23 protein-coding genes and 2 tRNA genes are annotated in these 24180 nt (G+C 32.1%); 14 read left to right on the forward strand and 11 right to left on the reverse strand.

The window, feature by feature from the left end; genetic code table 11:
* Positions 1-135: 135 nt before the first annotated feature.
* The 5 genes from typA to proS all read right to left on the reverse strand — a co-directional run bounded on the left by typA (position 136) and on the right by proS (position 4511).
* Positions 136-1932 (reverse strand): translational GTPase TypA, encoded by a 1797-nt coding sequence (gene typA, locus UEQ13_RS06645; protein ID WP_329805560.1) that lies wholly within the window; start codon positions 1930-1932, stop codon positions 136-138.
* 321 nt (positions 1933-2253) lie between these two features.
* A complete protein-coding gene (gene rpsT, locus UEQ13_RS06650; protein WP_166127941.1) occupies positions 2254-2505 on the reverse strand; it encodes a 30S ribosomal protein S20 in 252 nt (83 codons plus the stop codon).
* A 164-nt stretch (positions 2506-2669) separates the two neighbouring features.
* Positions 2670-2741 (reverse strand) — tRNA-Glu (locus tag UEQ13_RS06655).
* Positions 2742-2774: 33 nt separating this feature from the next.
* Positions 2775-2846: transfer RNA gene (locus tag UEQ13_RS06660), tRNA-Glu, on the reverse strand.
* Between the two features lie 186 nt (positions 2847-3032).
* The gene (proS, locus tag UEQ13_RS06665) at positions 3033-4511 is read right to left on the reverse strand and encodes a proline--tRNA ligase (RefSeq protein WP_329805561.1); all 1479 of its coding nucleotides are present in this window, start codon (positions 4509-4511) and stop codon (positions 3033-3035) included.
* Positions 4512-4607: 96 nt separating this feature from the next.
* Here proS and UEQ13_RS06670 point away from each other — a divergent pair, with 96 nt between their 5' ends.
* The 7 genes from UEQ13_RS06670 to UEQ13_RS06700 all read left to right on the forward strand — a co-directional run bounded on the left by UEQ13_RS06670 (position 4608) and on the right by UEQ13_RS06700 (position 11104).
* Positions 4608-5678 carry a hypothetical protein gene (locus UEQ13_RS06670; RefSeq protein WP_329805562.1) on the forward strand — a complete coding sequence of 357 codons (1071 nt, stop codon included), beginning with the start codon at positions 4608-4610 and terminating at the stop codon, positions 5676-5678.
* A gap of 154 nt (positions 5679-5832) precedes the next feature.
* Entirely contained in the window at positions 5833-7368 is a 1536-nt protein-coding gene (locus tag UEQ13_RS06675; RefSeq protein WP_329805563.1) for an OmpP1/FadL family transporter, read from the forward strand.
* 90 nt (positions 7369-7458) lie between these two features.
* Positions 7459-8772 carry a 30S ribosomal protein S12 methylthiotransferase RimO gene (rimO, locus tag UEQ13_RS06680; protein ID WP_329805564.1) on the forward strand — a complete coding sequence of 438 codons (1314 nt, stop codon included), beginning with the start codon at positions 7459-7461 and terminating at the stop codon, positions 8770-8772.
* Between the two features lie 61 nt (positions 8773-8833).
* Positions 8834-9202, forward strand: coding sequence for a hypothetical protein (locus UEQ13_RS06685; RefSeq protein ID WP_329805565.1), 369 nt, complete (start codon positions 8834-8836; stop codon positions 9200-9202).
* Between the two features lie 46 nt (positions 9203-9248).
* Complete coding sequence (locus tag UEQ13_RS06690; RefSeq protein ID WP_329805566.1) at positions 9249-10238, forward strand: metal-dependent hydrolase; 990 nt, start codon at positions 9249-9251, stop codon at positions 10236-10238.
* Between the two features lie 70 nt (positions 10239-10308).
* Positions 10309-10545, forward strand: a complete 237-nt coding sequence (locus UEQ13_RS06695; RefSeq protein WP_329805567.1) for a YdcH family protein — start codon at positions 10309-10311, stop codon at positions 10543-10545.
* Between the two features lie 82 nt (positions 10546-10627).
* Complete coding sequence (locus tag UEQ13_RS06700; RefSeq protein WP_329805568.1) at positions 10628-11104, forward strand: GyrI-like domain-containing protein; 477 nt, start codon at positions 10628-10630, stop codon at positions 11102-11104.
* 103 nt (positions 11105-11207) lie between these two features.
* Here UEQ13_RS06700 and UEQ13_RS06705 read toward each other — a convergent pair whose 3' ends face one another.
* Entirely contained in the window at positions 11208-11639 is a 432-nt protein-coding gene (locus tag UEQ13_RS06705) for an excinuclease ABC subunit B (RefSeq protein WP_329805569.1), read from the reverse strand.
* Positions 11640-11649: 10 nt separating this feature from the next.
* Between UEQ13_RS06705 and UEQ13_RS06710 the strand changes: the two genes are divergently transcribed.
* From UEQ13_RS06710 to gloA2, 4 genes are all read left to right on the forward strand, one after another.
* Positions 11650-12444, forward strand: coding sequence for an alpha/beta hydrolase (locus UEQ13_RS06710; RefSeq protein WP_329805570.1), 795 nt, complete (start codon positions 11650-11652; stop codon positions 12442-12444).
* Positions 12444-12647: a hypothetical protein gene (locus UEQ13_RS06715; protein WP_329805571.1), complete on the forward strand. Its 204-nt coding sequence runs from the start codon at positions 12444-12446 to the stop codon at positions 12645-12647. Before UEQ13_RS06710 ends, UEQ13_RS06715 begins: the two co-directional genes overlap by 1 nt.
* 27 nt (positions 12648-12674) lie before the next feature.
* A complete protein-coding gene (locus tag UEQ13_RS06720; RefSeq protein WP_329805572.1) occupies positions 12675-13199 on the forward strand; it encodes a DUF1456 family protein in 525 nt (174 codons plus the stop codon).
* Between the two features lie 93 nt (positions 13200-13292).
* The gene (gloA2, locus tag UEQ13_RS06725; RefSeq protein WP_329805573.1) at positions 13293-13676 is read left to right on the forward strand and encodes an SMU1112c/YaeR family gloxylase I-like metalloprotein; all 384 of its coding nucleotides are present in this window, start codon (positions 13293-13295) and stop codon (positions 13674-13676) included.
* A gap of 48 nt (positions 13677-13724) precedes the next feature.
* Here gloA2 and UEQ13_RS06730 read toward each other — a convergent pair whose 3' ends face one another.
* Both UEQ13_RS06730 and menD read right to left on the reverse strand, forming a co-directional pair.
* Positions 13725-14066 carry a DUF2853 family protein gene (locus tag UEQ13_RS06730; protein WP_329805574.1) on the reverse strand — a complete coding sequence of 114 codons (342 nt, stop codon included), beginning with the start codon at positions 14064-14066 and terminating at the stop codon, positions 13725-13727.
* A 209-nt stretch (positions 14067-14275) separates the two neighbouring features.
* A complete protein-coding gene (gene menD, locus UEQ13_RS06735; RefSeq protein ID WP_329805575.1) occupies positions 14276-15937 on the reverse strand; it encodes a 2-succinyl-5-enolpyruvyl-6-hydroxy-3-cyclohexene-1-carboxylic-acid synthase in 1662 nt (553 codons plus the stop codon).
* A 336-nt stretch (positions 15938-16273) separates the two neighbouring features.
* Here menD and UEQ13_RS06740 point away from each other — a divergent pair, with 336 nt between their 5' ends.
* The gene (locus UEQ13_RS06740) at positions 16274-16768 is read left to right on the forward strand and encodes a GNAT family N-acetyltransferase (RefSeq protein WP_329805576.1); all 495 of its coding nucleotides are present in this window, start codon (positions 16274-16276) and stop codon (positions 16766-16768) included.
* Between the two features lie 73 nt (positions 16769-16841).
* On the opposite strand, the gene UEQ13_RS06745 is transcribed toward UEQ13_RS06740, so the two are convergent.
* From UEQ13_RS06745 to UEQ13_RS06755, 3 genes are all read right to left on the reverse strand, one after another.
* Complete coding sequence (locus UEQ13_RS06745) at positions 16842-17477, reverse strand: glutathione peroxidase (protein ID WP_329805577.1); 636 nt, start codon at positions 17475-17477, stop codon at positions 16842-16844.
* Between the two features lie 124 nt (positions 17478-17601).
* Positions 17602-20796 carry a cytochrome c biogenesis protein gene (gene ccsA, locus UEQ13_RS06750; RefSeq protein WP_329805578.1) on the reverse strand — a complete coding sequence of 1065 codons (3195 nt, stop codon included), beginning with the start codon at positions 20794-20796 and terminating at the stop codon, positions 17602-17604.
* A 121-nt stretch (positions 20797-20917) separates the two neighbouring features.
* Positions 20918-21649, reverse strand: a complete 732-nt coding sequence (locus UEQ13_RS06755; protein ID WP_329805579.1) for a biotin--[acetyl-CoA-carboxylase] ligase — start codon at positions 21647-21649, stop codon at positions 20918-20920.
* An 84-nt stretch (positions 21650-21733) separates the two neighbouring features.
* Between UEQ13_RS06755 and rsfS the strand changes: the two genes are divergently transcribed.
* Positions 21734-22102 carry a ribosome silencing factor gene (gene rsfS / locus UEQ13_RS06760; protein ID WP_329805580.1) on the forward strand — a complete coding sequence of 123 codons (369 nt, stop codon included), beginning with the start codon at positions 21734-21736 and terminating at the stop codon, positions 22100-22102.
* A 7-nt stretch (positions 22103-22109) separates the two neighbouring features.
* A complete protein-coding gene (gene ftsH / locus UEQ13_RS06765; protein WP_329805581.1) occupies positions 22110-24107 on the forward strand; it encodes an ATP-dependent zinc metalloprotease FtsH in 1998 nt (665 codons plus the stop codon).
* Positions 24108-24180: the final 73 nt, after the last annotated feature.

The following is a 24180-nucleotide window of genomic DNA, read 5'->3' on the forward strand; positions in this document are numbered from 1 at the left end:
ATAGTTAAAAAATCTGTGAATCTGCGGTGAAAAAAGACACCCACTATTCGGACACCTCTCTTAAAAAAGGGGAATAAAAAAAAACCACGAAGATCAAATGAAATTCGTGGTTTAGTATATTTATAAAAAATCTAATTAGATTTTAAAACGTTTTCTGTCCGTTTCCGTTAAATGAATTTTTCTTAAACGAATAGATTTTGGAGTACACTCTACATATTCATCTTTTTGAATGTATTCTAAAGCTTCTTCAAGAGAGAAAATAACTGGAGGAATAATTCTTGCTTTTTCATCATTTCCAGATGAACGTACGTTAGATTGTTTTTTCTCTTTCGTTACGTTTACACACATATCATCACCACGAGAGTTTTCACCAATTACCTGACCTTCATAGATTTCAGCATTTGGTTCCACGAAAAATTTACCTCTATCTTGTAATTTATCAATAGAATAAGGAATCGCTTTTCCTTTTTCCATAGAAATCAATGAACCTTTGTTACGTCCAGAAATTTCACCTTTGTATGGTTCGTATCCAATAAAACGGTGTGCCATAATTGCCTCACCAGCAGTAGCGGTAAGTAATTGGTTACGTAATCCAATAATTCCACGAGATGGAATATTGAATTTAATAATCATACGTTCCCCTTTAGTTTCCATGCTTAACATTTCACCTTTACGTAAAGTAACAAACTCTACAGCTCTACCTGATAAACTTTCTGGTAAATCGATAGTTAATTCTTCAATTGGTTCACATTTAACACCATTAACTTCTTTAATGATAACTTGTGGTTGTCCAATTTGTAATTCGTAACCTTCTCTTCTCATTGTTTCAATAAGAACAGATAAGTGTAATACTCCACGACCAAAAACCATGAATTTATCAGCAGAATCAGTCTCACCCATTCTCATAGCTAAGTTTTTCTCTAATTCTTTTTCTAATCTTTCTCTAATATGACGAGACGTTACAAATTTTCCTTCTTTACCAAAGAATGGTGAGTCGTTAATTGTAAACAACATACTCATTGTTGGCTCATCAATAGCAATTGAAGTTAAAGCTTCTGGATTTTCAAAATCGGCAATAGTATCACCAATTTCAAAACCATCTACACCAATAATTGCACAAATATCTCCAGCAATTACACTTTCTACTTTCTTACGACCTAAACCTTCAAAAGTGTGTAATTCTTTAATTTTTGATTTTGTAATAGAACCATCACGTTTTACTAACGAAATGTTCATTCCTTCTTTTAATTCACCTCTTTCTAATCTACCAATCGCGATACGACCTGTAAATGCAGAGAAATCTAAAGATGTAATTAACATTTGAGGCGTTCCTTGTCCAACTTTTGGAGCTGGTACGTGCTCAATAACCATATCTAATAACGCTTCTACGTTATCCGTTACGTTTTCCCAATGATCAGACATCCAGTTGTTTTTAGCAGAACCATAAACAGCAGGGAAATCTAATTGTGCTTCAGTAGCACCTAATTCGAACATTAAATCGAATACTTTTTCGTGAACTTCTTCTGGAGTACAGTTTTCTTTGTCCACTTTATTAATTACTACGCAAGGTTTTAAACCTAAATCGATAGCTTTTTGTAATACGAAACGAGTTTGTGGCATTGGTCCTTCAAAAGCATCTACTAACAAACATACACCATCGGCCATGTTTAATACACGCTCTACTTCACCACCAAAATCGGCGTGACCTGGAGTGTCAATAATATTAATCTTAGTTCCTTTGTAAGAAACAGATACGTTTTTAGAAGTAATAGTAATTCCTCTTTCACGCTCTAAGTCGTTATTATCTAAAATTAAATCTCCAGTATTTTCGTTATCACGGAACAATTGACAGTGATACATAATTTTATCAACCAATGTAGTTTTACCGTGGTCAACGTGGGCAATAATTGCAATGTTTCTAATAGATGACATATATTCTTTTTTTGAAAGTGCAAAGGTACGTTTATTATCTTGATATTCAAACAACTATTTGTTTTGTTTACATTTTAATAAATTTAGGAGCAGAACTATTCATTTTCAATACACTAACAGTCGCGTGTTCCGCTATATCTTTTGTTTAATTGTCTTGAGCATAATTAAACCAAAAGATACCGCACAACCGACAGCTAGACAAGAAAAACAGAATTTTAAAAAAAAAAAAAGACCTGACAGGTTTTTGAAACCTGTCAGGTCTAAATAAAAAAATCCCATTCTGAAAACAGAATGGGATTTTGTATAAATTGTAAGTTCTAATTATAAACTAGCAACTAATCTTGTTAACTTAGATTTTAAGTTTGAAGCTTTGTTAGCGTGAATAATGTTTTTCTTAGCTAACTTGTCGATCATTGAAATAACTGTAGGTAACTTTGCAGCAGCTTCTGCTTTTACAGTTGCTAAACGAATTGCTTTAATAGCATTACGTGTAGTTTTGTGTTGGTATTTGTTTAATACTCTTCTTTTTTCGTTGCTTCTAATTCTTTTTAAAGCTGACTTATGATTTGCCATTTTCTTAATTTTTAAATTGTAATAACTTTATTTACTTATTAGTAAAAACAAGAAAAACCTCCCACAATTGAATTTTAATAAAATCAATCACTTCAGTTTTAACTAACAAAACAAAAAAGGAGACACCATCTTTTGTTTTATAAAACTATTTCAAAACTAATTTGTAGTCCGTAGGGGAATCGAACCCCTCTTACCAGGATGAAAACCTGGCGTCCTAACCGATAGACGAACGGACCATTAACTGATTTTATGTTTCAGTAAAAACATTGTAGTCCGTAGGGGAATCGAACCCCTCTTACCAGGATGAAAACCTGGCGTCCTAACCGATAGACGAACGGACCATTGCATTTGCTGTAATGCGAGTGCAAAAATACAACTATTTTTTATTTTTGCAATACCTGACGCAAAAATTTTCTAATTTTTTTTAAAACCTCAACTTAAGGCCTTATTTATAAGGCATTTAACTATTTTAAAAAAATAAATAAATTTCTGAAATCCTAAATTCCAAATCCCAAATTGTAAAATCTCTAATACGCTTTTGCGAAAAGAACTCTTCCTTTTGAAGGCGCTCCTGTTAAAATACAAACTCCAGCTTCTTCTACTCTATCCAAAGGAATACATCTGATAGTTGCTTTCGTTAAGTCTTTTATTTTTTCTTCTGTTTCTGCCGTTCCATCCCAATGCGCCGACACAAAACCTGTTTTATTATCTAAAACATCTTTAAATTCTTCAAAAGAATTCACTTCTGTTGTATGAGCTGTTCTGTAATCCACTGCTTTATTAAATAAATCCTTTTGAATTTGCTCTAACAAGTCTTGAATATAACTCACAATTCCATCCGCGGGTTTTACTTCTTTTGTTAACGTATCTCTACGTGCGATTTCAAAAGTTCCATTTTCTAAATCTTTCGGACCAATTGCTACACGAACTGGCACTCCTTTTAATTCCCATTCTGCAAATTTGAAACCAGGTTTTTGTGTTGTTCTGTTGTCAAATTTTACTGAAATGTTTAATTTCTTAAATTGAGCGACTAAACCATTTGCTACTTCTGAAATTCTAGCAAACTCTTCATCCGTTTTAAAAATTGGCACAATAACCACTTGAATTGGTGCTACATTTGGAGGCAATACCAATCCGTTATCATCAGAATGCGTCATCACTAACGCACCCATTAAACGCGTTGAAACTCCCCAAGATGTTCCCCAAACATATTCTTGTTTCCCTTCTTGATTCGTAAACTTCACATCAAATGCTTTAGCAAAATTCTGACCTAAAAAGTGAGACGTTCCTGCTTGTAGCGCTTTTCCATCTTGCATTAACGCTTCAATACAAAACGTTTCATCCGCACCAGCAAAACGCTCTGTTTCAGTTTTCAAACCTTTCACAACAGGAATAGCCATGAAATTTTCAGCAAAATCAGCATATACGTTCATCATTTTTTCAGATTCTTCCATCGCTTCTGCTTTTGTTGCGTGAGCGGTGTGTCCTTCTTGCCATAAAAACTCCGCAGTTCTTAAAAACAAACGTGTTCTCATTTCCCAACGCACTACATTCGCCCATTGGTTAATCAATAAAGGTAAATCTCTATACGATTGCACCCAACCTTTATATGTACTCCAAATAATAGCTTCAGAAGTTGGACGAACAATTAATTCTTCCTCTAATTTAGCATTTGGATCTACCATTAATTTCCCAGGTTTATCTGGATCATTTTTCAATCTATAATGAGTAACAATAGCGCATTCTTTAGCAAAACCTTCCGCATTTTTTTCTTCCGCTTCAAACATGCTTTTCGGAACAAATAAGGGGAAATATGCATTACTATGACCTGTTTCTTTAAACATTTTGTCTAATTCTGCTTGCATTTTTTCCCAAATTGCATAACCGTATGGCTTAATTACCATACAACCTCTTACACCTGAATTCTCAGCTAAATCAGCCTTTACGACTAATTCGTTATACCATGCAGAATAATCTTCGCTTCTAGTTGTTAAATTTTTACTCATTTTTATAATATTGGCACAAAATTTGTTTTATTTGTATTAATTTAGTGGTACAAAACTACTTAATTTTGTAAAGACCAACAATAAAATTTACTATATATGAAAACAAATTACACTTTTCAGCAAAAAACACTTAGATTTTTGAGTCTATTTGTTGGTGCAATCACAGTGACAGCTTGTGGTTCGTACCAAAATTCATCATATTACGATAATGATGGTGTTTACGGACCAGATAAAACCGTTACCTATGAACGACAAGTTCAAGATGAAAATGTTGTTGTAATTGAAGACAATAATAAATACGCCCAGCAATTCAAAAGCATGCAGAGTGATTTTGAAGTATTAACTGATGTAGACAACTACAAATCTACTCCAGATACCGTTTATGTTCAAGAATCTGACACTAGATATGCTGGCTGGGGTGAAAACCAAACTAGCAATGTAACTGTAAATGTTTATGGAAATTCTGGCTGGTATGGAAATGGCTGGGGTTACAACAATTGGTATGGAAACAACTGGGGTTGGAACAATGGTTGGTATGGAAATAATTGGGGCTGGAATAATGGTTGGTACGGAAATGGTTGGGGATACAACAATTGGTATGGAGGATATTATGGTCCATATTGGGGTAACAGCTGGTACGGAAATGGTTGGTACGGAAATGGCTGGAATAATGTATATTATGGCGGCGGTAGAAACGTATCTTACAATAGTGGTCCAAGAGGTGGTTATATTAATAGTAATGGAAACGCTGGAAGATATTCTTCAGGAAGAAATGGAAATGCAATCGGAAACCCAAGAAGTCAATCATCTCAACCAAGAGGAAATACTGTTGGAACACCTAGAAATCAAAACTATCAACCTAGAGCTATTTCACCAAGAAACAATTCAAATAGTAACACTCCAAGAAATCAAACTTCTGAACCAAGAATGAACACTCCTAGAGGAACTATCAATACTGGTACTCCTAGAAGTCAAACTCCTCAACCGAGAATTATTTCTATTCCAAGAAGTGAATCACCTAGAACAATATCAACTCCAAGAAGTGAATCACCAAGAACAATTTCTACACCAAGAAGTTCTGACTTTGGTGGTGGAAGAAGCTCTGGTGGCGGATCAATGGGTGGCGGAAGATCAGGCGGCGGTGGCGGTCGTGGTGGACGAGGATAAAAAACAAATTAAAAAACCTGTTTGTTTCTATCAGGCAGGTTTTTAAAACATTAATAAAAAATCTATGAAATGAGCATTACCAAAAATTGGTTTCAATAACCAATAATTATTTGCGAATTACATATGATCAATAAAAAATAATAAATATCAACATATGAAAAAGATATTACTTTCCTTATTAGTTGGAAGTTCTTTTATGGCCAATGCACAAGAGCCTACCATCACTGACGCTTTAAGATATAGCGTAGAAAACTTAAATGGAACAGCACGTTTTAGAGCAATGGGTGGAGCTTTTGGCTCAATAGGTGGCGATATGTCTGCTATAAACATCAACCCTGCTGGTTCTTCTGTTTTTAACTACAACCAAGCAACTATTTCCTTGTCAAGTTTTAACAAAAGTAATAATGCAGGTTATTTTGGCACAAACACTACTACGAAAGAAAACTCCCTTGACATAAATCAATTAGGAGCTGTTTTTGTTTTTAATGATAATAACGCAAAAAGCGGTTGGAAAAAATTTGCTTTAGGTTTAAACTACGAAAACACAAACAACTTTGATGATTTCATAATTAGTGAAGGAGTAAATCCATACAACTCAATGGATAGTTATTTTTTAAATTATGCAAATGCAAATCCACCATATTGGGATGGTATACAACTTGGATATTTGAACAATGTAAGTTATCAAGATGCCAGTTTTATTGATCAACAAGCGTTATTAGGATATCAATCCTACATACTAAGTCCTTTTGATAAAAACGATGATTTAAATTCTGATTATTACTCTAATGTACCAACTGGAGGAAATTACTATCATAAAAACACAATTAAAGCCAAAGGCTATAACGGAAAATTTACAGCTAACTTTTCTGGTGCATACCAAGACAAACTATACGTAGGTATGAATATGAACTTTCATTTTACAGATTATGTAAGAACATCCTCTTTATACGAAAGCAACAACAACCCTGTAGCTAACACACCAAATAATTATGCGATAACAGCAGCTCGTTTCAATAATGAACTTTACACTTATGGCTCTGGTTTTTCATTAAATTTAGGAGCAATTTATAAAGCATCAAACAATATTCGTGTTGGTTTAGCTTACGAAACACCAACTTGGTACCGATTAAATGATGAGATAACACAAAGTATTTCTACAGCATCAACAAACGGAACTGACAATTTTGACGACAACTACAACCCAAACACGGTAACCATTTTTCCAACTTACAAAATTCAAACACCTGGAAAATTAACAGGTAGTGCGACCGTATTATTTGGTAAAAAAGGATTATTAAGTGTCGATTACATTTCAAAAAACTATGCTAAAACACAATTTAAACCTAAAAACGAAGATACATTTAGCAGTTTAAACACTCAAATTAAAAACGAACTTCAAGACAACTACGAATTACGTGTTGGTGGAGAATATAAAATTCAAAAATGGAGTGTTAGAGGTGGTTACAGATTTGAGCAAAGTCCTTACAAAGTGGATTTAGCCTTTGGAGATTTAATGAGCTATTCTGGTGGTTTAGGTTATAATTTCGGGAAATCTAAATTAGATATTTCTTACACAAACGAACATCGTGCTAGAACAGAAGTCTTATTAACTTCTGGATTAAATGATCCTGCAAGAATTAAAAATTACAACAATAATGTTACTTTAACCTATGTGGTGAATTTCTAAATAAAATACAAATATTTCACAAATGTCGCTTTACTTCAAGTTTAGCGACATTTTTTTATTAATTTTGCACCCTGAAATAAAACAAATACTATGAGAACCAAGTCTTTAAAGAAAAATAAAATCAACGTCATTACCTTAGGTTGTTCTAAAAACGTATATGATAGTGAAGTTTTAATGGGACAACTTCGTGCCAACGGAAAAGAAGTAACACACGAAGCAACCGAAGACGAAGGGAACATTATTGTAATTAATACCTGTGGTTTTATTGATAATGCGAAAGAAGAATCGGTAAATACGATTTTAGAATATGCTGAAAAAAAAGAACAGGGTTTAGTTGACAAAGTTTTTGTTACTGGCTGTTTATCTGAACGTTACAGACCAGATTTAGAAAAAGAAATTCCAAATGTAGATCAGTTTTTCGGAACTACAGAATTGCCTTTATTATTAAAAGCTTTAGGTGCTGATTATAAACATGAATTAATTGGAGAACGTTTAACGACAACTCCAAAAAATTACGCGTATTTAAAAATTGCAGAAGGTTGCGACAGACCGTGCAGTTTTTGTGCTATTCCATTAATGAGAGGAAAACACAAATCGACACCAATTGAACATTTAGTGATTGAAGCTGAGAAATTAGCTAAAAACGGTGTTAAAGAATTAATTTTAATCGCACAAGATTTAACCTATTACGGTTTAGATTTATACAAAAAAAGAAACTTAGCGGAGCTTTTAGAAGCTTTAGTTAAGGTTGAAGGAATTGAATGGATTCGTTTGCATTACGCCTTCCCTACTGGTTTCCCAATGGACGTTTTAGAATTAATGAAACGTGAACCAAAAATTTGTAATTATTTAGATATTCCATTACAACACATTTCTGACAGTGTTTTAAAATCGATGCGTCGTGGAACTACTCAAGAAAAAACAACAAAATTAATTCAAGATTTCAGAGCGTTAGTTCCAGAAATGACAATCAGAACCACTTTAATCGTTGGTTATCCTGGAGAAACAGAAGAAGATTTCAATATCCTAAAAAATTGGGTAGAAGAAATGCGTTTCGAACGTTTAGGTTGTTTTACCTATTCTCATGAAGAAAACACACATGCTTATTTATTAGAAGATGATGTTCCTGAAGAAGTAAAACAAGACAGAGCAGCACAAATTATGGATATTCAAGCACAAATTTCTTGGGATTTAAATCAAGAAAAAATTGGACAAACGTTCAAATGTGTAATCGATAGAAAAGAAGGCGAACATTTTGTAGGAAGAACTGAATTTGATAGTCCAGATGTGGATAATGAAGTATTAATTGATGCATCAAAATTCTATTTAAAAACAGGTGATTTCGTAAATTTAAAAATCATTGATGCTACAGAATTTGATTTGTATGCAGAACCGGTTTCTTAATTTACGATTTTGAGATTTAGGATTTACGTTTAAGAACTTTTAAACTATTCAGAACATAACTATGAAAAAGATTTTTATTTGTTTTTTTATACTACTTTCAACTGTATTATTTGCTCAAAATAAAAGCAATTTAGTTTTTGAAGAAAGTATTTATTCTGTAGAAATTCAAATTGAAAACGGAAAAGATTTCTTAGAATTAGATAAAGAAAATAAAATTCAAATTATAACAAAGAATATCGATCCTTCAAATTTTGCTTGTTCGGGACGTGATTTAAGGAGAGGTGATTTTTCCAACCGTATTAACATCACTAGTTGGATAGCAACTGTTAGCAACGAAGGCTTAAAAGATGGAAAATACTCTTTAACAATCAGATTTAAAGGCAAAAGAGGAAAGATATTTCAACATCAGTTTTTAATTCCTGTAAAGTAGAACCTAAAAACTAGTCACTCATCACTTTTTAATATTTACTAAGTAAATGGATTCATTATCACAAGTCGTTCTAGGTGCAGTCACTTTTGACTTGGTAAAAGACAAAGAAATTGGTAAAAAATCATTAGTTTATGGTGCTGTTTTAGGAACTATTCCAGATTTAGATGTCTTATTAAATCCGTTTTTTGATGATGTGGCTAAACTAGCCGTTCATAGAGCGTTTTCGCATTCCATATTTTTCTCCTTATTATTAAGTATATTATTTGGGAAATGGCTTTCAAAAAAACATAATTCCAGCTATATTTCGTGGGTTTGGGCTTGCTTTTTAGCGCTTTTCACGCATCCTTTATTAGATTTATGCACCACTTACGGAACACGAATTTTATATCCATTAACCAAATCATATTATTCACTTAATAATGTGTTTGTTGTAGATTTATTTTACACGCTACCGCTTTTATTTGCTGTAATTGCTTTGGGCATAATGAAAAATAAAAACCCAAAAAGAAGTAAAATCATCAACATAAGTTTGATACTCTCAACTGGTTATTTACTTTGGGGATTAATTGTAAGGGAAATTGTTTACAGCAAATTCGAAACGGTTTTACAAGAAAAAAATATCGCTTACGAAAAAATGAATGTGGCTCCTACTCCATTTAATACGTTTTTATGGCAAGCCATAATTAAAACAAAAGAGGGTTTTTACTTAAGTGATTATAGTATTTTCGATAAGCAAATGAATACTACTTTTCATTTTGTAAAAAGCGAAAATCAATTGCTTCCAGCCTTAAAAAGCAGACCTAAATTAGAACCTTTTTTCAACTTCGCACAAGGTTACGAATTAGTTAAAAAAGAAGGTGATGTCATTAAAATCTACGTGACGAAATTCGGACCAATGAGCATGGAGAAAAACGAACCGAAATTTGCGTTTCCAATGTGTATCAATCCAGATGGGAGTTATTATGCAGACCAAAATCCACCCAAAAATTACGGCGAAATTTTCAGAAAATTATTTATCCGAATTCAAGGTAAATAACACATGACAAATATCATATTTTTTACGATTTATTATTCTGAACTTTGAATAGTAAATTAAAACAATAGCTATGATATCTAAACACATTTTAACCCAAGAATTTCCAGAGTACGAAACAAAAATTAGTAATTTAAAAGTTGAAAATGCGCATTTTAAAAAATTGTTTCATGAATTTGACGAATTAGATCACGAAATTTATAGAATTGAAAGTGATGCTGAACCCGCTTCAGATGATGCTTTGAATGATTTAAGAAAAAAGAGAGTACATTTAAAAGATGAAATTTACCAGTTTTTAACGAATAATTAATTTCTTCTTTTTTATTTTGATAGAATCCTTGTAGCGCAAATTTACAGGGATTTTTTTATATATTTGAATTTTAATCTACATTATGACTCCTAAAATTGTAACTATACCAGCTAAAAAATTAATCGGATATTCTGTAGAAATGTCTTTATTAGACAATAAAACTTTTAGCATTTTTAGTCAGTTAATGCCTCGTTTAAAAGAAATCACAAACCCTAAAAGCGCTGATATCTTTTGTGTTCAAGTGTATGAACCCGATTATTTTACCAATTTCACTCCAGAAACGGTTTTCACCAAATGGGCTGCTGTAGAAGTGAAAGATTTTTCAACAATTCCAGATAGATTTGAAAAACTAGAACTTATTGGTGAAAAATATGCTGTGTTTTTATATAAAGGCACATCTGAAATGTTTTCTGAAACTGCCCAATATATTTATGGCGAATGGTTACCCAATTCAGGATTTCAATTAGACAACAGACCGCATTTTGAAATCATGGGCGACAACTATTTAGGTCACGAAAACCCAGAAAGCGAGGAAGAAATTTGGATTCCTATTAAATAAGTAAACAGTCGCAGATTAAGTAATCAGCAAATAACTTTCAAATACTTTTTACTTGGCTCTTTTTACTTTTTACTTGGCTCTTTTTACTTGGCTCTTCTAAAACCTAATTCAACTGCTCACTAAATAAAGCCATTAAAGTCTGGCCATCAACCATATGATTGGGCGAATCTTCAATAAGTTTTAAAGCGCGTTTCATCGCATACGGATCCAAACCCATATTAATTCCGATTTCGTTGATTTTTACTCTTTCTCTTTCGTGTAAAACGTCGTCAGAACGCATCAATAAAGCCAAACGGTAAAACTGACAAATTCTATTCAATTCGTCTTTTATCACTTTAACTTCTCCTTTATTTTCGTAAAGTTTATGTAAAGTTTCTTTATCAACACCTAATTCGTAAGCTACAATTTCAATAAAATCATATTCTCTGTCGTGCAATTCGCCGTCAATTAAGGCAAACGAAATCATTTCTTGCAACAAACTAATTTTTTCTTGAGTAGTTTCCATCAAAATACTTACTTTTATAATATTCTTCAAATATAAAAAAATGCAACAATTATTAAGACTATTTCTTTTCCTTTTTTTCTTTTCGATTCACCAAATTGAGGCACAAAATAGATATTCCACCTTTGAAATTGACGCACCACAACTACAAACCAAAAAGAAAATTTGGGTGTATTTGCCTTTGAACTATGAAAAATCGAACCAAAAATATCCAGTAATTTACATGCATGATGCGCAGAATTTATTTGATAAAGACTTTTCTTTTGGTGGTGAATGGAATATTGATGAAACTTTAGATAGTTTGAAAGCGAAAGTCATTGTAATCGGAATTGAACATGGAAATGAAAAACGTTTTGAAGAATTAACGCCTTATAAAAATGAAATACGCGGAGGCGGAAATGCAGATGCCTATTTAGAATTCATCGTAAAAACGTTAAAACCACAAATTGATTCGACATACAGAACCAAAGCAAACGCTAGAAATACTTGTATTTGGGGAAGTTCACTTGGCGGATTGGTTTCTTTTTATGCGGCTTTGAAATACCCAGAAGTGTTCGGAAAAGTAGGTTGCTTCTCCCCTGCTTTTTGGATTAATAAAGAAGCAATTTTTCAGAAAATGGAAAACACGCCAAAGTTCAATACTAAAATTTATTTGCTTTGTGGCGACAAGGAAGGTAAGGAAGACATGGCTACAAATATGGAACAAATGGAAACGCTAATCAATTCAAAACGATGCGAATGCAAGAAACAAAATAAATCGGTAATTGTAAAAGGTGGCGAACATAACGAAAAATTATGGCGAAATGCGTTTGCAAAAGCGTATCTTTGGCTTTTCTAATGAAAATAAACATTCAACATTCAACATTCAACATTCAACATTCAACATTCAACATTCAACATTCAACATTCAACAACGAACATTCAACAACGAACATTCAACAACGAACATTCAACAACGAACATTCAACAACGAACATTCAACAACGAACATTCAACAACGAACATTCAACAACGAACAACGAATTAGGAACAACGAATTAGGAACAAAAAATAAAAACACAATATACAATGAATAACAACGATATCTTCAAAAAACTACGCGTAGCCTTACAATTACGTGACGACCAAATAGTTGAAATTTTAAATCTAGTCGATTTTAAAATGTCGAAAGGCGAATTAGGCGATATTTTCCGTGCGGAAGATCATTCTAATTTTATGGAATGTGGCGATCAAGTATTGCGTAATTTCTTAAATGGATTAATTATTCATTTACGAGGAACAAAGGAAAACCCGAAAAACCCACGTGAAGTCATTAAGTCGCACAAAGATTACGAAACGCAAACAGAAAGAACAGATAAAGTTTACGAACCGAAGAAACCATACGACAAAACGGATAGTAAAACGCAATTTAAACCAAGAACTGGAGATAAAAAACCATTTACAAAAGACGGTGACAAAAAAGAATTTAAACCTAAAACTGGTGAAAGTTCAGATAAAAAGCCTGCTTTTGGAAAAAACAAATTTGGTAACGATAAAAAACCAGCCAAACAAAATCCTGTCGAAAAATTCAAGTTTAAAGACGGTAAAAAATAAAACGAAATCCTCAATAGTACTATTGGGGATTTTTTTATGCTAAAATTTATATATTTGTTTTTCTATCAGCCATAAAAAATCAAACACATTAAAATGCTTAAAAAAATTCATCATATTGCTATTATTTGTTCGAATTACGAAAAATCTAAACACTTTTATACTGAAATTTTAGGATTCGAAATCTCGCAAGAAGTCTATCGTAAGGAAAGACAATCGTACAAATTAGATTTAACTTTAAATGGGAATTATTGTATTGAATTATTCTCCTTTCCAAATCCGCCAGAAAGAATTTCCAGACCAGAAGCTCGTGGCTTACGTCATATTGCTTTTGAAGTAGACAATATTGAAAGTGCAATTAAAATTTTATCTAACCATAATATTAAAACTGAACCGATAAGAATTGACGAATTCACCCAAAAAAGATTTACTTTTTTCGAAGATCCAGATCAATTACCTATTGAATTATACGAAATGTAATAGAACAAAAAAATCCTGAACTTTCATTCAGGATTTTTTTATATATTTTTATTTGTAAACCGATTCTTTATTGAAGTGAACCGCTAATAAATAATACACTACAGCTCTGTATTTACTTCTATTAGAACGACCGTATTTTTCAATTACAGCATCAATTCCTTTATCTAAATCTGCACCATCACTTAAACCTAATTTCTTAATTAAAAAATTGTTTTTTACAGTTGCTAATTCTTTATCATCTGTTCCTGAAACCGTTGAAGAATCTGCATTATAAATAGATGGACCACAACCAATAACTACTTTAGTTAATAAATCCATATCAGCAGATACACCACATTTGTCTTTTAAATCTGCAGCATACTTTACTATTAATTCATCTCTTTTACTCATAATTGTTTGTTTTTTTGTTAGTTATCTTTCAAACTTACAATAATTTACTTAAAAAATAAAGAATTTGAAATAAAAATTAACCTTTTAATAATGAAAATAAAACAAGTAAAAACTTAGCCTAAACTCATTTAAAAAAAACTAATATGACTTATATGGAGAAAATAAAAGAACGAATGTTGAACTTGGAATTTTGAATGTGAAATTAAAACCTACAAATGCTTAAAATAATCCAATAAAATAGAGTTATTCAATTTTTCTGGAGTGAAAATTTCTAGAATTGTTGGCGAATTTTCTTCTGAAATAAAAGTATTCCAAACCGATTGTAACTCGTTTTCATTTTGTACAGAAACATAATTTAAATGATACATTTTTGCTAAATGTTCAGCAGTTAAATGATGCGAGGTTTCGAAAAAAGTATTAAACGTTTCCGTTTCTTGATGTCCAGGCAAAATTCTAAAAATACCGCCACCGTTATTATTAATCAAAATAATTTTGAAATTCTTCGGAATGTAATTGTTCCATAACGCATTGCTATCGTACAGAAAACTAATATCACCCGTAATTAAAATTGTTGGTTTTTCATTCACTACAGCTGCTCCAATTGACGTTGACGTGCTACCATCAATTCCACTTGTACCTCGATTACAAAACACTTCAATCGTTTTATTAATATTGACCAATTGAATATAACGAATCGGTGAACTATTACTGACTTGCAACTGAATATGCTCAGGTAAATTTTGACTTAAAAAATCGAAAACTTTAAAATCTGAATATGGAATTTCAGACATATAACTGTCGTGTTTCACTAATCTTTCTTGCCAAATAATTTGAAAATCCCATTGATATTTCGATTCAATGATATTATTTTCGACTAACAATTGATTAAAAAAGCAAGAAATATTCGTTTGAAAATGTTCCGACAAACAACCAAATGTGTCATACGCACGAAGTTCATCTACATGCCAATGTTGTTTCGGTTGATAACTTCTCAACAAGGCTTTTATTCGTTTAGAAACAACCATTCCACCAAAAGTAAGTAGAATATCTGGTTGAAAATTGTGTTTATCATCTTCTGAAAAAGTGGTGACTAACGTATCAATTCTGTCAATAAAAGTTGGATGATGTAAGTTGGACGTTTTCTCTAAAAGCACCAAAACACTTTCGTCTTTAGCTAAAAATTCAACATATTTTTGTTCGATGGAATTCGGCAACAACTCGCCTACTAAAATTAATTTCTTTTTTGCAGAATGCCAATCTGAAACAATCTTCGCATCTAGATTAAATTCTGGTTTTTCATAATCTAAAACAGTAATTTTCGGAACATAAGTTGGTTCTAAAAGTGTTTCATATAAAGGTTCTTCGAATGGAACATTAATATGCGCTGGACCTTTTTGAGAAATAGCCGTTTCAATCGCCGAAACTATTAAATTGTCATTTTCCTCAGAAGCATTTTCGGTTAAATTAGCAGAAAAAACGATATGATTCGCAAAAACATTTTCCTGACGAATCGTTTGTCCGTCTCCAATATCGATTTTACTTTGCGGTCTATCTGCCGAAACCACTAATAAAGGAATTTGACTGTAAAACGCTTCCGCAACCGCTGGATAATAATTCAACAAAGCCGAACCTGAAGTACAAACTACGGCAACGGGTTGTTGTAATTGTTGTGCTAAACCTAATGCAAAAAACGCCGCACATCGCTCATCTGCAATACTATAGCAAGTAAAACCTTCTTGATTGGTAAATCCGATGGTTAAAGGTGCGTTTCTCGAACCTGGAGAAATTACAATATGTTGAATTTCTTTTTGACGAAAAATGGCAATGACAGCTTGTGCTAATGGTATTTTTGGGTATAAGTTGGCTTTCAATTTTACTAGTTAAAAAATTAATAAACACATAGAAACATAGGTTTTTATGATGAAAAAATCGCTTCGCTAAAATAGAAAACAAAGCGAAAAGAATGCTTCAAATCAAATATATCATTATTTTGCCACGAATTCACTAATGTAAAAGGGATTAGATTTAATTCGAATTTTTCGTCAAAGACGAATAATACAAACTATGTCAACTATTTTTTAAATTCGTTAATTCGTGGCAATATAAATAAAACTATGTGCCTATGTGTTTTTAAAATATTCTTAGAGACAAATTTACGAAATAACACACATTTTTTATACTTTTATGTCATAAATAAATACTTCATAATGAATCCAATAATTCGTAGTTACAAAACCGAAGATTGCCCAGCCATATTAGAAATCATCAACGACCAAATTTTAAACGGTGTGGCTTTGTACGATTATCAACCTAGAACTTTAGCGCAGCAATTGGCTATTTTTGAAGATAAATTGCAAAAAGGCTTTCCAATTATTGTCGCAGAACTAAATAATGAAGTAGTAGGTTTTGGATATTATAGCGAATTTCGTTTTAGAGAAGCCTATAAATTCACCGTCGAACATTCTGTTTATGCCAATAAAAACTTCATTGGAAAAGGAATTGGAAATATGTTATTAACCGAATTAATTGCTTTAGCGAAAAACCAAGGTTTACATACGATGATTGGTGTAATCGATTCGGAAAATGAAAGCAGTATCGCCTTTCACGAAAAATTCGGATTTGAAAAGGCGGGTTTTATAAAAGAATCTGGGTTTAAATTTAACCGTTGGCTACATTCGGTTTTTATGCAGAAAATATTGTAGTGAAATTCTAAAACAAAAAAATTCCAAATTTCAATAAATTGAAACTTGGAATTTTAACAACTTAAACTAAAAACTATTTCCCTTCAATCCAATTGGTAATTGAACTGTCGTTTGGTAACACTCTTGGCGAAATAACATCTACTAAATGTCCGTTTTCGTCAATTAAATATTTTTGAAAATTCCATTCTACAACACTATCTTCTAATCCGTTTTTGGCTTTTTGAGTTAAGAATTGATAAATCTCATGCATATCGCTTCCTTTTACTGAAATCTTCTCCATCATTGGAAAAGTCACACCGTAATTCTTTTTACAAAACGCACCAATTTCTGCATTTGTACCTGGTTCTTGTGCACCGAAATTGTTAGCTGGAAAACCTACAATAACAAAATTCTTATCTTGGTATTTTTCGTAAATTGCTTGTAATTGTTCGTATTGCGGTGTTAATCCACATTCTGAAGCTGTATTTACAATTAGTATTTTCTTTCCTTTTAATGAAGCGAAATCAAATTCGTTTCCTGATAAATCTTTTACTTTAAAAGTATAAATTGAACCTTGTTCCATAGTAGTAATTTTAGAAGTTTCTGAGGAAGGATTTTCGTTAGTATTTTCCACGAAATGTTCCCAATTTTCTGCTTTTTTATCTTCGTTTTTAGTATTGCAAGCCAATACAACTAGTACAATTCCTGTGAAAGTGTGAAATAATTTCATAAACAAGTATTTTTATTTCTCAAATGTATGAAAAGATACAGGAAACAAAAGTTAATGTTGGGTTAAAATAAAAAACCTGACAGGTTTTAAAATCTGTCAGGCTTTTTAAAAGTAAAATTTATTTTTAATTCTTCTTGTAAAATCTTTTATATTGAACGTAAGCTATCGCTGAAATCGTTAAAACAACTGCTAAAGCGTATCCATAATAAATTACATTTTGTTCTTCTCCAGAAGCGTAAGAATGCAATCCGCTCAAGTGGAAATTTACACCAAAATACGTCATTAAAATACTTGCAAAAGCTAAAACCGACATAAAATTATAAGCAAAAAAGCCGCGTAAAGCTGGTACAAATCGAGCGTGAATTACAAAAGCGTACACCATAATACTAATTAACGCCCAAGTTTCTTTTGGATCCCAACCCCAATAACGACCCCAACTTTCGTTAGCCCATTGTCCGCCAAGGAAATTTCCAATAGTTAACATGACTAAACCAACAGTTAAAGCTAATTCGTTAATATATGTAATTTCTTTGATGTTTAATTCCATTTTGGCTTTGTTCTTTTTATTCGTAAAAATTATTAAGAACAAAGACACTAATCCTAAAATCATAGCCAAAGTAAATGGTCCGTAACTCGCTACAATAACCGCAACGTGAATCATTAACCAATACGAATTTAAAACCGGTTGTAAATTCGCAATACTTGGATCCATCCAATTCCAATGTGCAATCATTAAAATCATAGCTGTTACAAAAGCTGTCGAAGCTACTGTTAGTTCCGATTTTCTTCCGAAAGCCACACCAAAGAACATGGTTGCCCAAGCTACATAAATCATACTTTCATAAGCGTCAGACCAAGGTGCGTGACCAGAAATATACCAACGAACAATTAAACCTGCTAAGTGTAAAATGAAAAGTAAAATAATAGTTCCGTGGAAAAACTTCACTACATAATTTACCCATTTCTTTTTATTGAAAATTTGAACAATCACAAATGCAAACATTAATACTCCAGCATACATATACCAAGAGAATAATTTTTTAAAAATATCGTATTTGTTATATTGAATTTCTGCTTCTAATTTGTCTTGAGAAAGCATTACTTTTCCGCCAAATTCTCTTTGAAATTTTGACAAACCAGTTAATAAACTTTCTGCATTTTTATAGTCTTTAGATTGTGAGGCTCTTGCCGCTTCTCCGAAATAAAACGGAATAATGTTTTTAACCGTATCTAAATTGGTTTTCGTTGGATGTTGCAATTCTAAATAAGAAGCCCATTTGTTGTTGGCATCTTTTGGAAGTGGAAAAAATCGCAAAATTTGTCCGCTAATTGCAGAATATAATAAGTTTACCTTCTTATCTGCTTCTATAAAATCTTTTTGAAACTTATTTGGAACAACTTCTTTATACGCTTCATCTGTTTGTTTTTGTAATTTATAATTTCCGAAATCATCGAAAAAACTGATTAACGGTGCGTATTTTGCCTCTTTGTCTACACCTATAATTTTACGAATGCTGTCGTTTCCTTTAACTAAATGAATAATTGGAATTTGATACCAAAATTCTGGAAATTGATTCATCGAAATTAATACCTGATCTGAAGTATAGCCTTCAAATGTGTCGTTTTTAGAAACTTTTCGTAATAATTCAGAGGAGAAAGTATTCACGGGTTTCATTCTTCCGCTATAGTCTTGGATGACTAATCTTCCGAATTTTTCCGCATGTTCAGCAGTCACCATATATTTTCTAATCTCTTTTAAAGATTGTTCTACAGTTGGCATTTTTGGCTTAGTAACCGAAGATGTTTCATGCTGATGTGGTTCGGCTCCATGATTATGTCCGTCATGATTGGTATGTTCTTCTTGAGCAAAACCAACTAATCCGAAGAAAAATAATAGTACAGATAAAGCCGCTTTTTTAGCACGGATTTTGTCTACTTTCACTTTTAAATCGTTAAATCTGGTGTTTTTATCGAATAAAATGGCCATCATCGCAAAATACAATAAGAAATAACCGATGTAACTAATCCAAGTTCCCCAGAAATCGTGACTTACAGAAAGTACGGTTCCTTTTTCGTCTTCATCAAAACTCGCTTGAAAAAATCGGAAACCTTTGTAGTCTAAAACGTTATTCATAAAAACGCTGTCTTTAAAACTTTCTTTTCCGTTCAATACTTCGATTTTACTTTTAAATGCCGAATAACTTTTTTCTGTTCCTGGTTGTTTTTCAGCAATAAAATCGTCTAATTTTATAGAAAAAGGCAAGTTATGTACTTTACTTCCATACATTAAAGTGAAATCTAATTTTCCAATTTTAAAGCTTTTTGGTTCCCCTTGTTTTCCTTTTGAACCAGATAATGTTACAATTTCTTCTTTATTTTGAGAAGTCACTTTAACCACAATCGCATCATCTGTTTTTTTATCTTTATAATTGTTGTTTGAAGCTAAAACCACTTCTCCATGTTGAGCCATTTCTGGAAATACGAACTGACTTCCACCAGCATTATATAAAGAACGGAACATTAACGGACTTGGTTTGTCTTTAGCAATTGTTCCTTGGAATTTATCTGCCATTCGCATGAAATTCCCGTCAAATGGCGTTTGAATCGTATAAGCCGATGATATTTTAGTAATATTTACAGCACCTTGAGTGAATTTATTAAACGCAAATAATACGTTACTAATATTTTTAACTTCACCATTACGTAAAAAATGTTCTTTTCTGCTTCCGCCACTGGCTTCCACTAATTTAATATATAAATCGCCTTTAGCATTTGGTTTAAATGTTTCTGACGCATTCATAATAAATTCTTTTAATTCAATTTTATATGGAATGTCCGAAAATTCATCAGAATATGAAAATGAATTATTTACAGCTTGAGAAAGTAATAATTGATTTTCAGTAGTTTTACGTTTCATTTCACCTTTATAGTCACCATCTACAAAAGTGGTTAAATGCGGCATATCAGAATATACCATATTTGCTGTAGCGCCTTCACGAATTGGCATTAAGCCTTCGTAGCTAATATATCTTGTGACAAATGCACCAATAATTATAAAAATCCAAGACAAGTGTAATAATAAAGTCGCCCATTTTTCTCTTTTATGCAATTGGTAACGTTTGATGTTTCCAAAAAAGTTGATTAAGAAAAACAACATAATGGCTTCAAACCACCAGGTATTGTATACTAAAATTCTAGCAGTTTCTGTATTATAAGCATCTTCAATGAAAGTTCCTGCCGCCATTGCTGCTGCAAAACCAATGAATAAAAGAGCCATTAAGCGCGTAGAATATAGAGCGGAAAGTAATTTTTGTAACATAAAATGTTGTCGTTTTTTTGAGTACTGCAAATGTACAGAATTGAAAATAAAGAGTAACTATTTTAACAAAATTTAATATTTGTAAGAGGAAGTTGGAAGATCGAAGTTGTAAATTGACAATCTAATACAACATTTTTATTTCTTTAATGTCAAAAAGCTTCAAACTATCGTCTTCTAACTCAATTTGTAACAAACCATTTGGCAATACTTGTTTGATTATTCCCATAAATTTATCACTTGATGCGTTTTCAAAAGCCATAGGCACATTTTTTTTAAATAAATTTTCGTGATACATTTCCCAAAAATATGCGGCACCTTGGTTTTTATATAAATTGATGTTGTTTTGAAATTGGTTTAAGAAATTTAGCAATACTTCCTCTTTATTCCATTCTTGTCCAGAAATCTTTTTTAATGAACTCGCTTGTGGCAAATTTGAAAAATTTTCTTGATTCACATTTATGCCAATTCCTATGACAGAAATGATTTCTGAGTTACTTTTGAACTGATTTTCAATTAAAATGCCACAAATTTTCTTTTTATCTGCCAAAATGTCGTTTGCCCACTTTATAGTTAAATTCGGAATTTTCAAATTAGAAAACGATTGAAATAAACTAACAGCAACCACTACATTTAAATTGAAAACTTCTTCAAAATTCAGCAACACATCTTTTATCAAAACACTGAATGTTAGATTTTTACCACTTTCAACTTCCCAATTCGCACCGCGTTGCCCTCGTCCATTTGTTTGGTTTTCTGCTACAACAACTGTGAAATTTTCAACAGATTGTTTCGTAGTCATTTCCTTTAAATAGCTATTTGTTGAATCAATGGCAGGGAGTTTGATAATATGCATATAAGAAATTTTGTTATTACTTAATTGAAGTTACAAAAATAAAGACAAAAAATGATACCTTTGCACAAAACGAATAAATAATAGATGACGAAAAATATTAGCACAGATGATTTACTAGCAAGTATCATCAAAGGAATTGAAGATGTAAAAGGATTAGATATTGATATTCTTGACTTAAGAGGAATTGACAATAGTGTTTGTGATTATTTTGTAATTTGCAATGGTAATTCGAATACCCAAGTAAATGCAATTGTAGGTTCCGTACAAAAAGGCGTGTCTAAAGAATTAAAAGACAAACCTTGGCATGTTGAAGGAACTGACGTTGGAGAATGGGTATTAATGGATTATGTAAATGTAGTAGTTCACGTATTTCAAAAACACATTAGAGAGTATTATAACATTGAAAGTCTTTGGGGTGATGCAAAAATTACTTCAATAGAAAACAAATTCTAAAACAATTATGTCAGAGAAAGAAAACGAAAACAAAAACAAGCCAATTATTAAAGTTGTAAAACTTGGGCCTTGGTTTTTCCCAATATTAGCTGTTTCGATAATTTTATTAATCAACTTTTTTAATGGTGGTTTCGATATGAATTATCCGAAATCGACTTCTATTTCTTCTTTTTATGATTTATTGAATAAAAATCAAATTGAAAAAGTAGACATTTTAACTAGTACTTCTGGTAATACTGCCGAAATTACTTTAAAAAAAGCTGCTTATAAAAGTTCCACAGACAAAGAATTAAAGAAAGTAACTCTAGAAAAAGGGCCACATTATTTAGTAAAAGATGTTGGAAGTTTAGAGTTATTTCAAAACGAACTAAAAGAGGCTAAAAAAAATAAATTAATTTCTACATACGATTTAAAACCTACAAGTAATTGGGGCGAATGGATTGGATTGTTATTACCAACCTTAATTTTTATTGGATTTTTCTATTTCATTTCGAAAAGAATGTCTGGTGGTGCTGGTGGTGGCGGTCAAATATTTAGTATCGGCAAATCGAAAGCGAAATTATTCGACGAAAAAAATGACATAAAAGTTACTTTTGAAAACGTAGCTGGATTAGAAGGTGCCAAAGAGGAAATACAAGAAATTGTAGAATTCTTAAAAACACCTGAAAAATATACAAGTATTGGTGGTAAAATTCCAAAGGGAGCCTTATTAGTTGGACCTCCAGGAACTGGAAAAACCTTATTAGCCAAAGCTGTTGCTGGCGAAGCAAACGTACCTTTCTTCTCTTTATCAGGTTCTGATTTTGTGGAAATGTTCGTAGGTGTTGGAGCTTCTCGTGTTAGAGATTTATTCAAACAAGCTAAAGAAAAAGCGCCTGCTATTATTTTTATTGACGAGATTGATGCCGTTGGTAGAGCACGTGGTAAAAACAACATGTCTGGAAGTAATGACGAAAGAGAAAACACATTAAATCAGTTATTGACTGAAATGGACGGATTTGGTACCAATTCTAATGTAATTGTATTAGCTGCAACAAACAGAGCTGATGTTTTAGACAAAGCATTAATGCGTGCAGGTCGTTTTGACAGACAAATTTATGTAGACTTACCAGATATTAGAGAACGTGCTGCTATTTTTGAAGTACACTTAAAACCTATTACAAAATCAGAAGCATTAGATGTGGAGTTTTTAGCGAAACAAACGCCTGGTTTTTCTGGTGCCGATATTGCAAATGTATGTAATGAAGCCGCTTTAGTTGCCGCAAGAAAAGACAAAAAAGCTGTGGATAAACAAGATTTCTTAGATGCTGTTGACAGAATTGTTGGTGGTTTAGAAAAGAAAAATAAAATCATTACAAAAGCAGAAAAACACGCTATTGCGATACACGAAGCAGGTCATGCCACCGTAAGTTGGATGTTAGAACATGCTGCGCCTTTAGTGAAAGTTACGATTGTTCCTAGAGGACAAAGCTTAGGTGCTGCTTGGTATTTACCAGAAGAAAGACAAATTGTGAGAACCGAACAAATGTTAGACGAAATGTGTGCTACAATGGGCGGAAGAGCTGCTGAAAAAGTAGTTTTCGATAAAATTTCGACTGGTGCACTTTCAGATTTAGAAAAAGTAACCAAACAAGCTCGTGCAATGGTTACGGTTTATGGTTTAAATGATAAAATCGGAAACATCACTTATTACGATTCATCTGGGCAATCTGATTATAATTTTTCAAAACCGTATTCAGATGATACTGCAAGAGTTATTGATGCGGAAATATCAGGTTTAATTGAAGAACAATATCAAAGAGCGATCTCGATTTTAACGGAGAACAGAACAAAATTAGAAGCATTAGCTGATATTTTAATCGATAAAGAAGTCATTTTCAAAGACGATTTAGAAACTATTTTTGGAAAACGACCTTTTGACATTGAGGAAGATAAACCTGAAACCATGACTGAGATTATTTCTAAATCTGATTCAGAATCTAACTCAGAAAATATAGCAGAATAAGTTATTAACAATCTATTGTATAAAAAATCTTAACCTAGAAGTAATTTTAAGTTAAGATTTTTTTATATTTGAT

It is taken from the genome of Flavobacterium facile (assembly GCF_036321945.1).
In the GTDB taxonomy this organism is placed as follows: domain Bacteria; phylum Bacteroidota; class Bacteroidia; order Flavobacteriales; family Flavobacteriaceae; genus Flavobacterium; species Flavobacterium facile.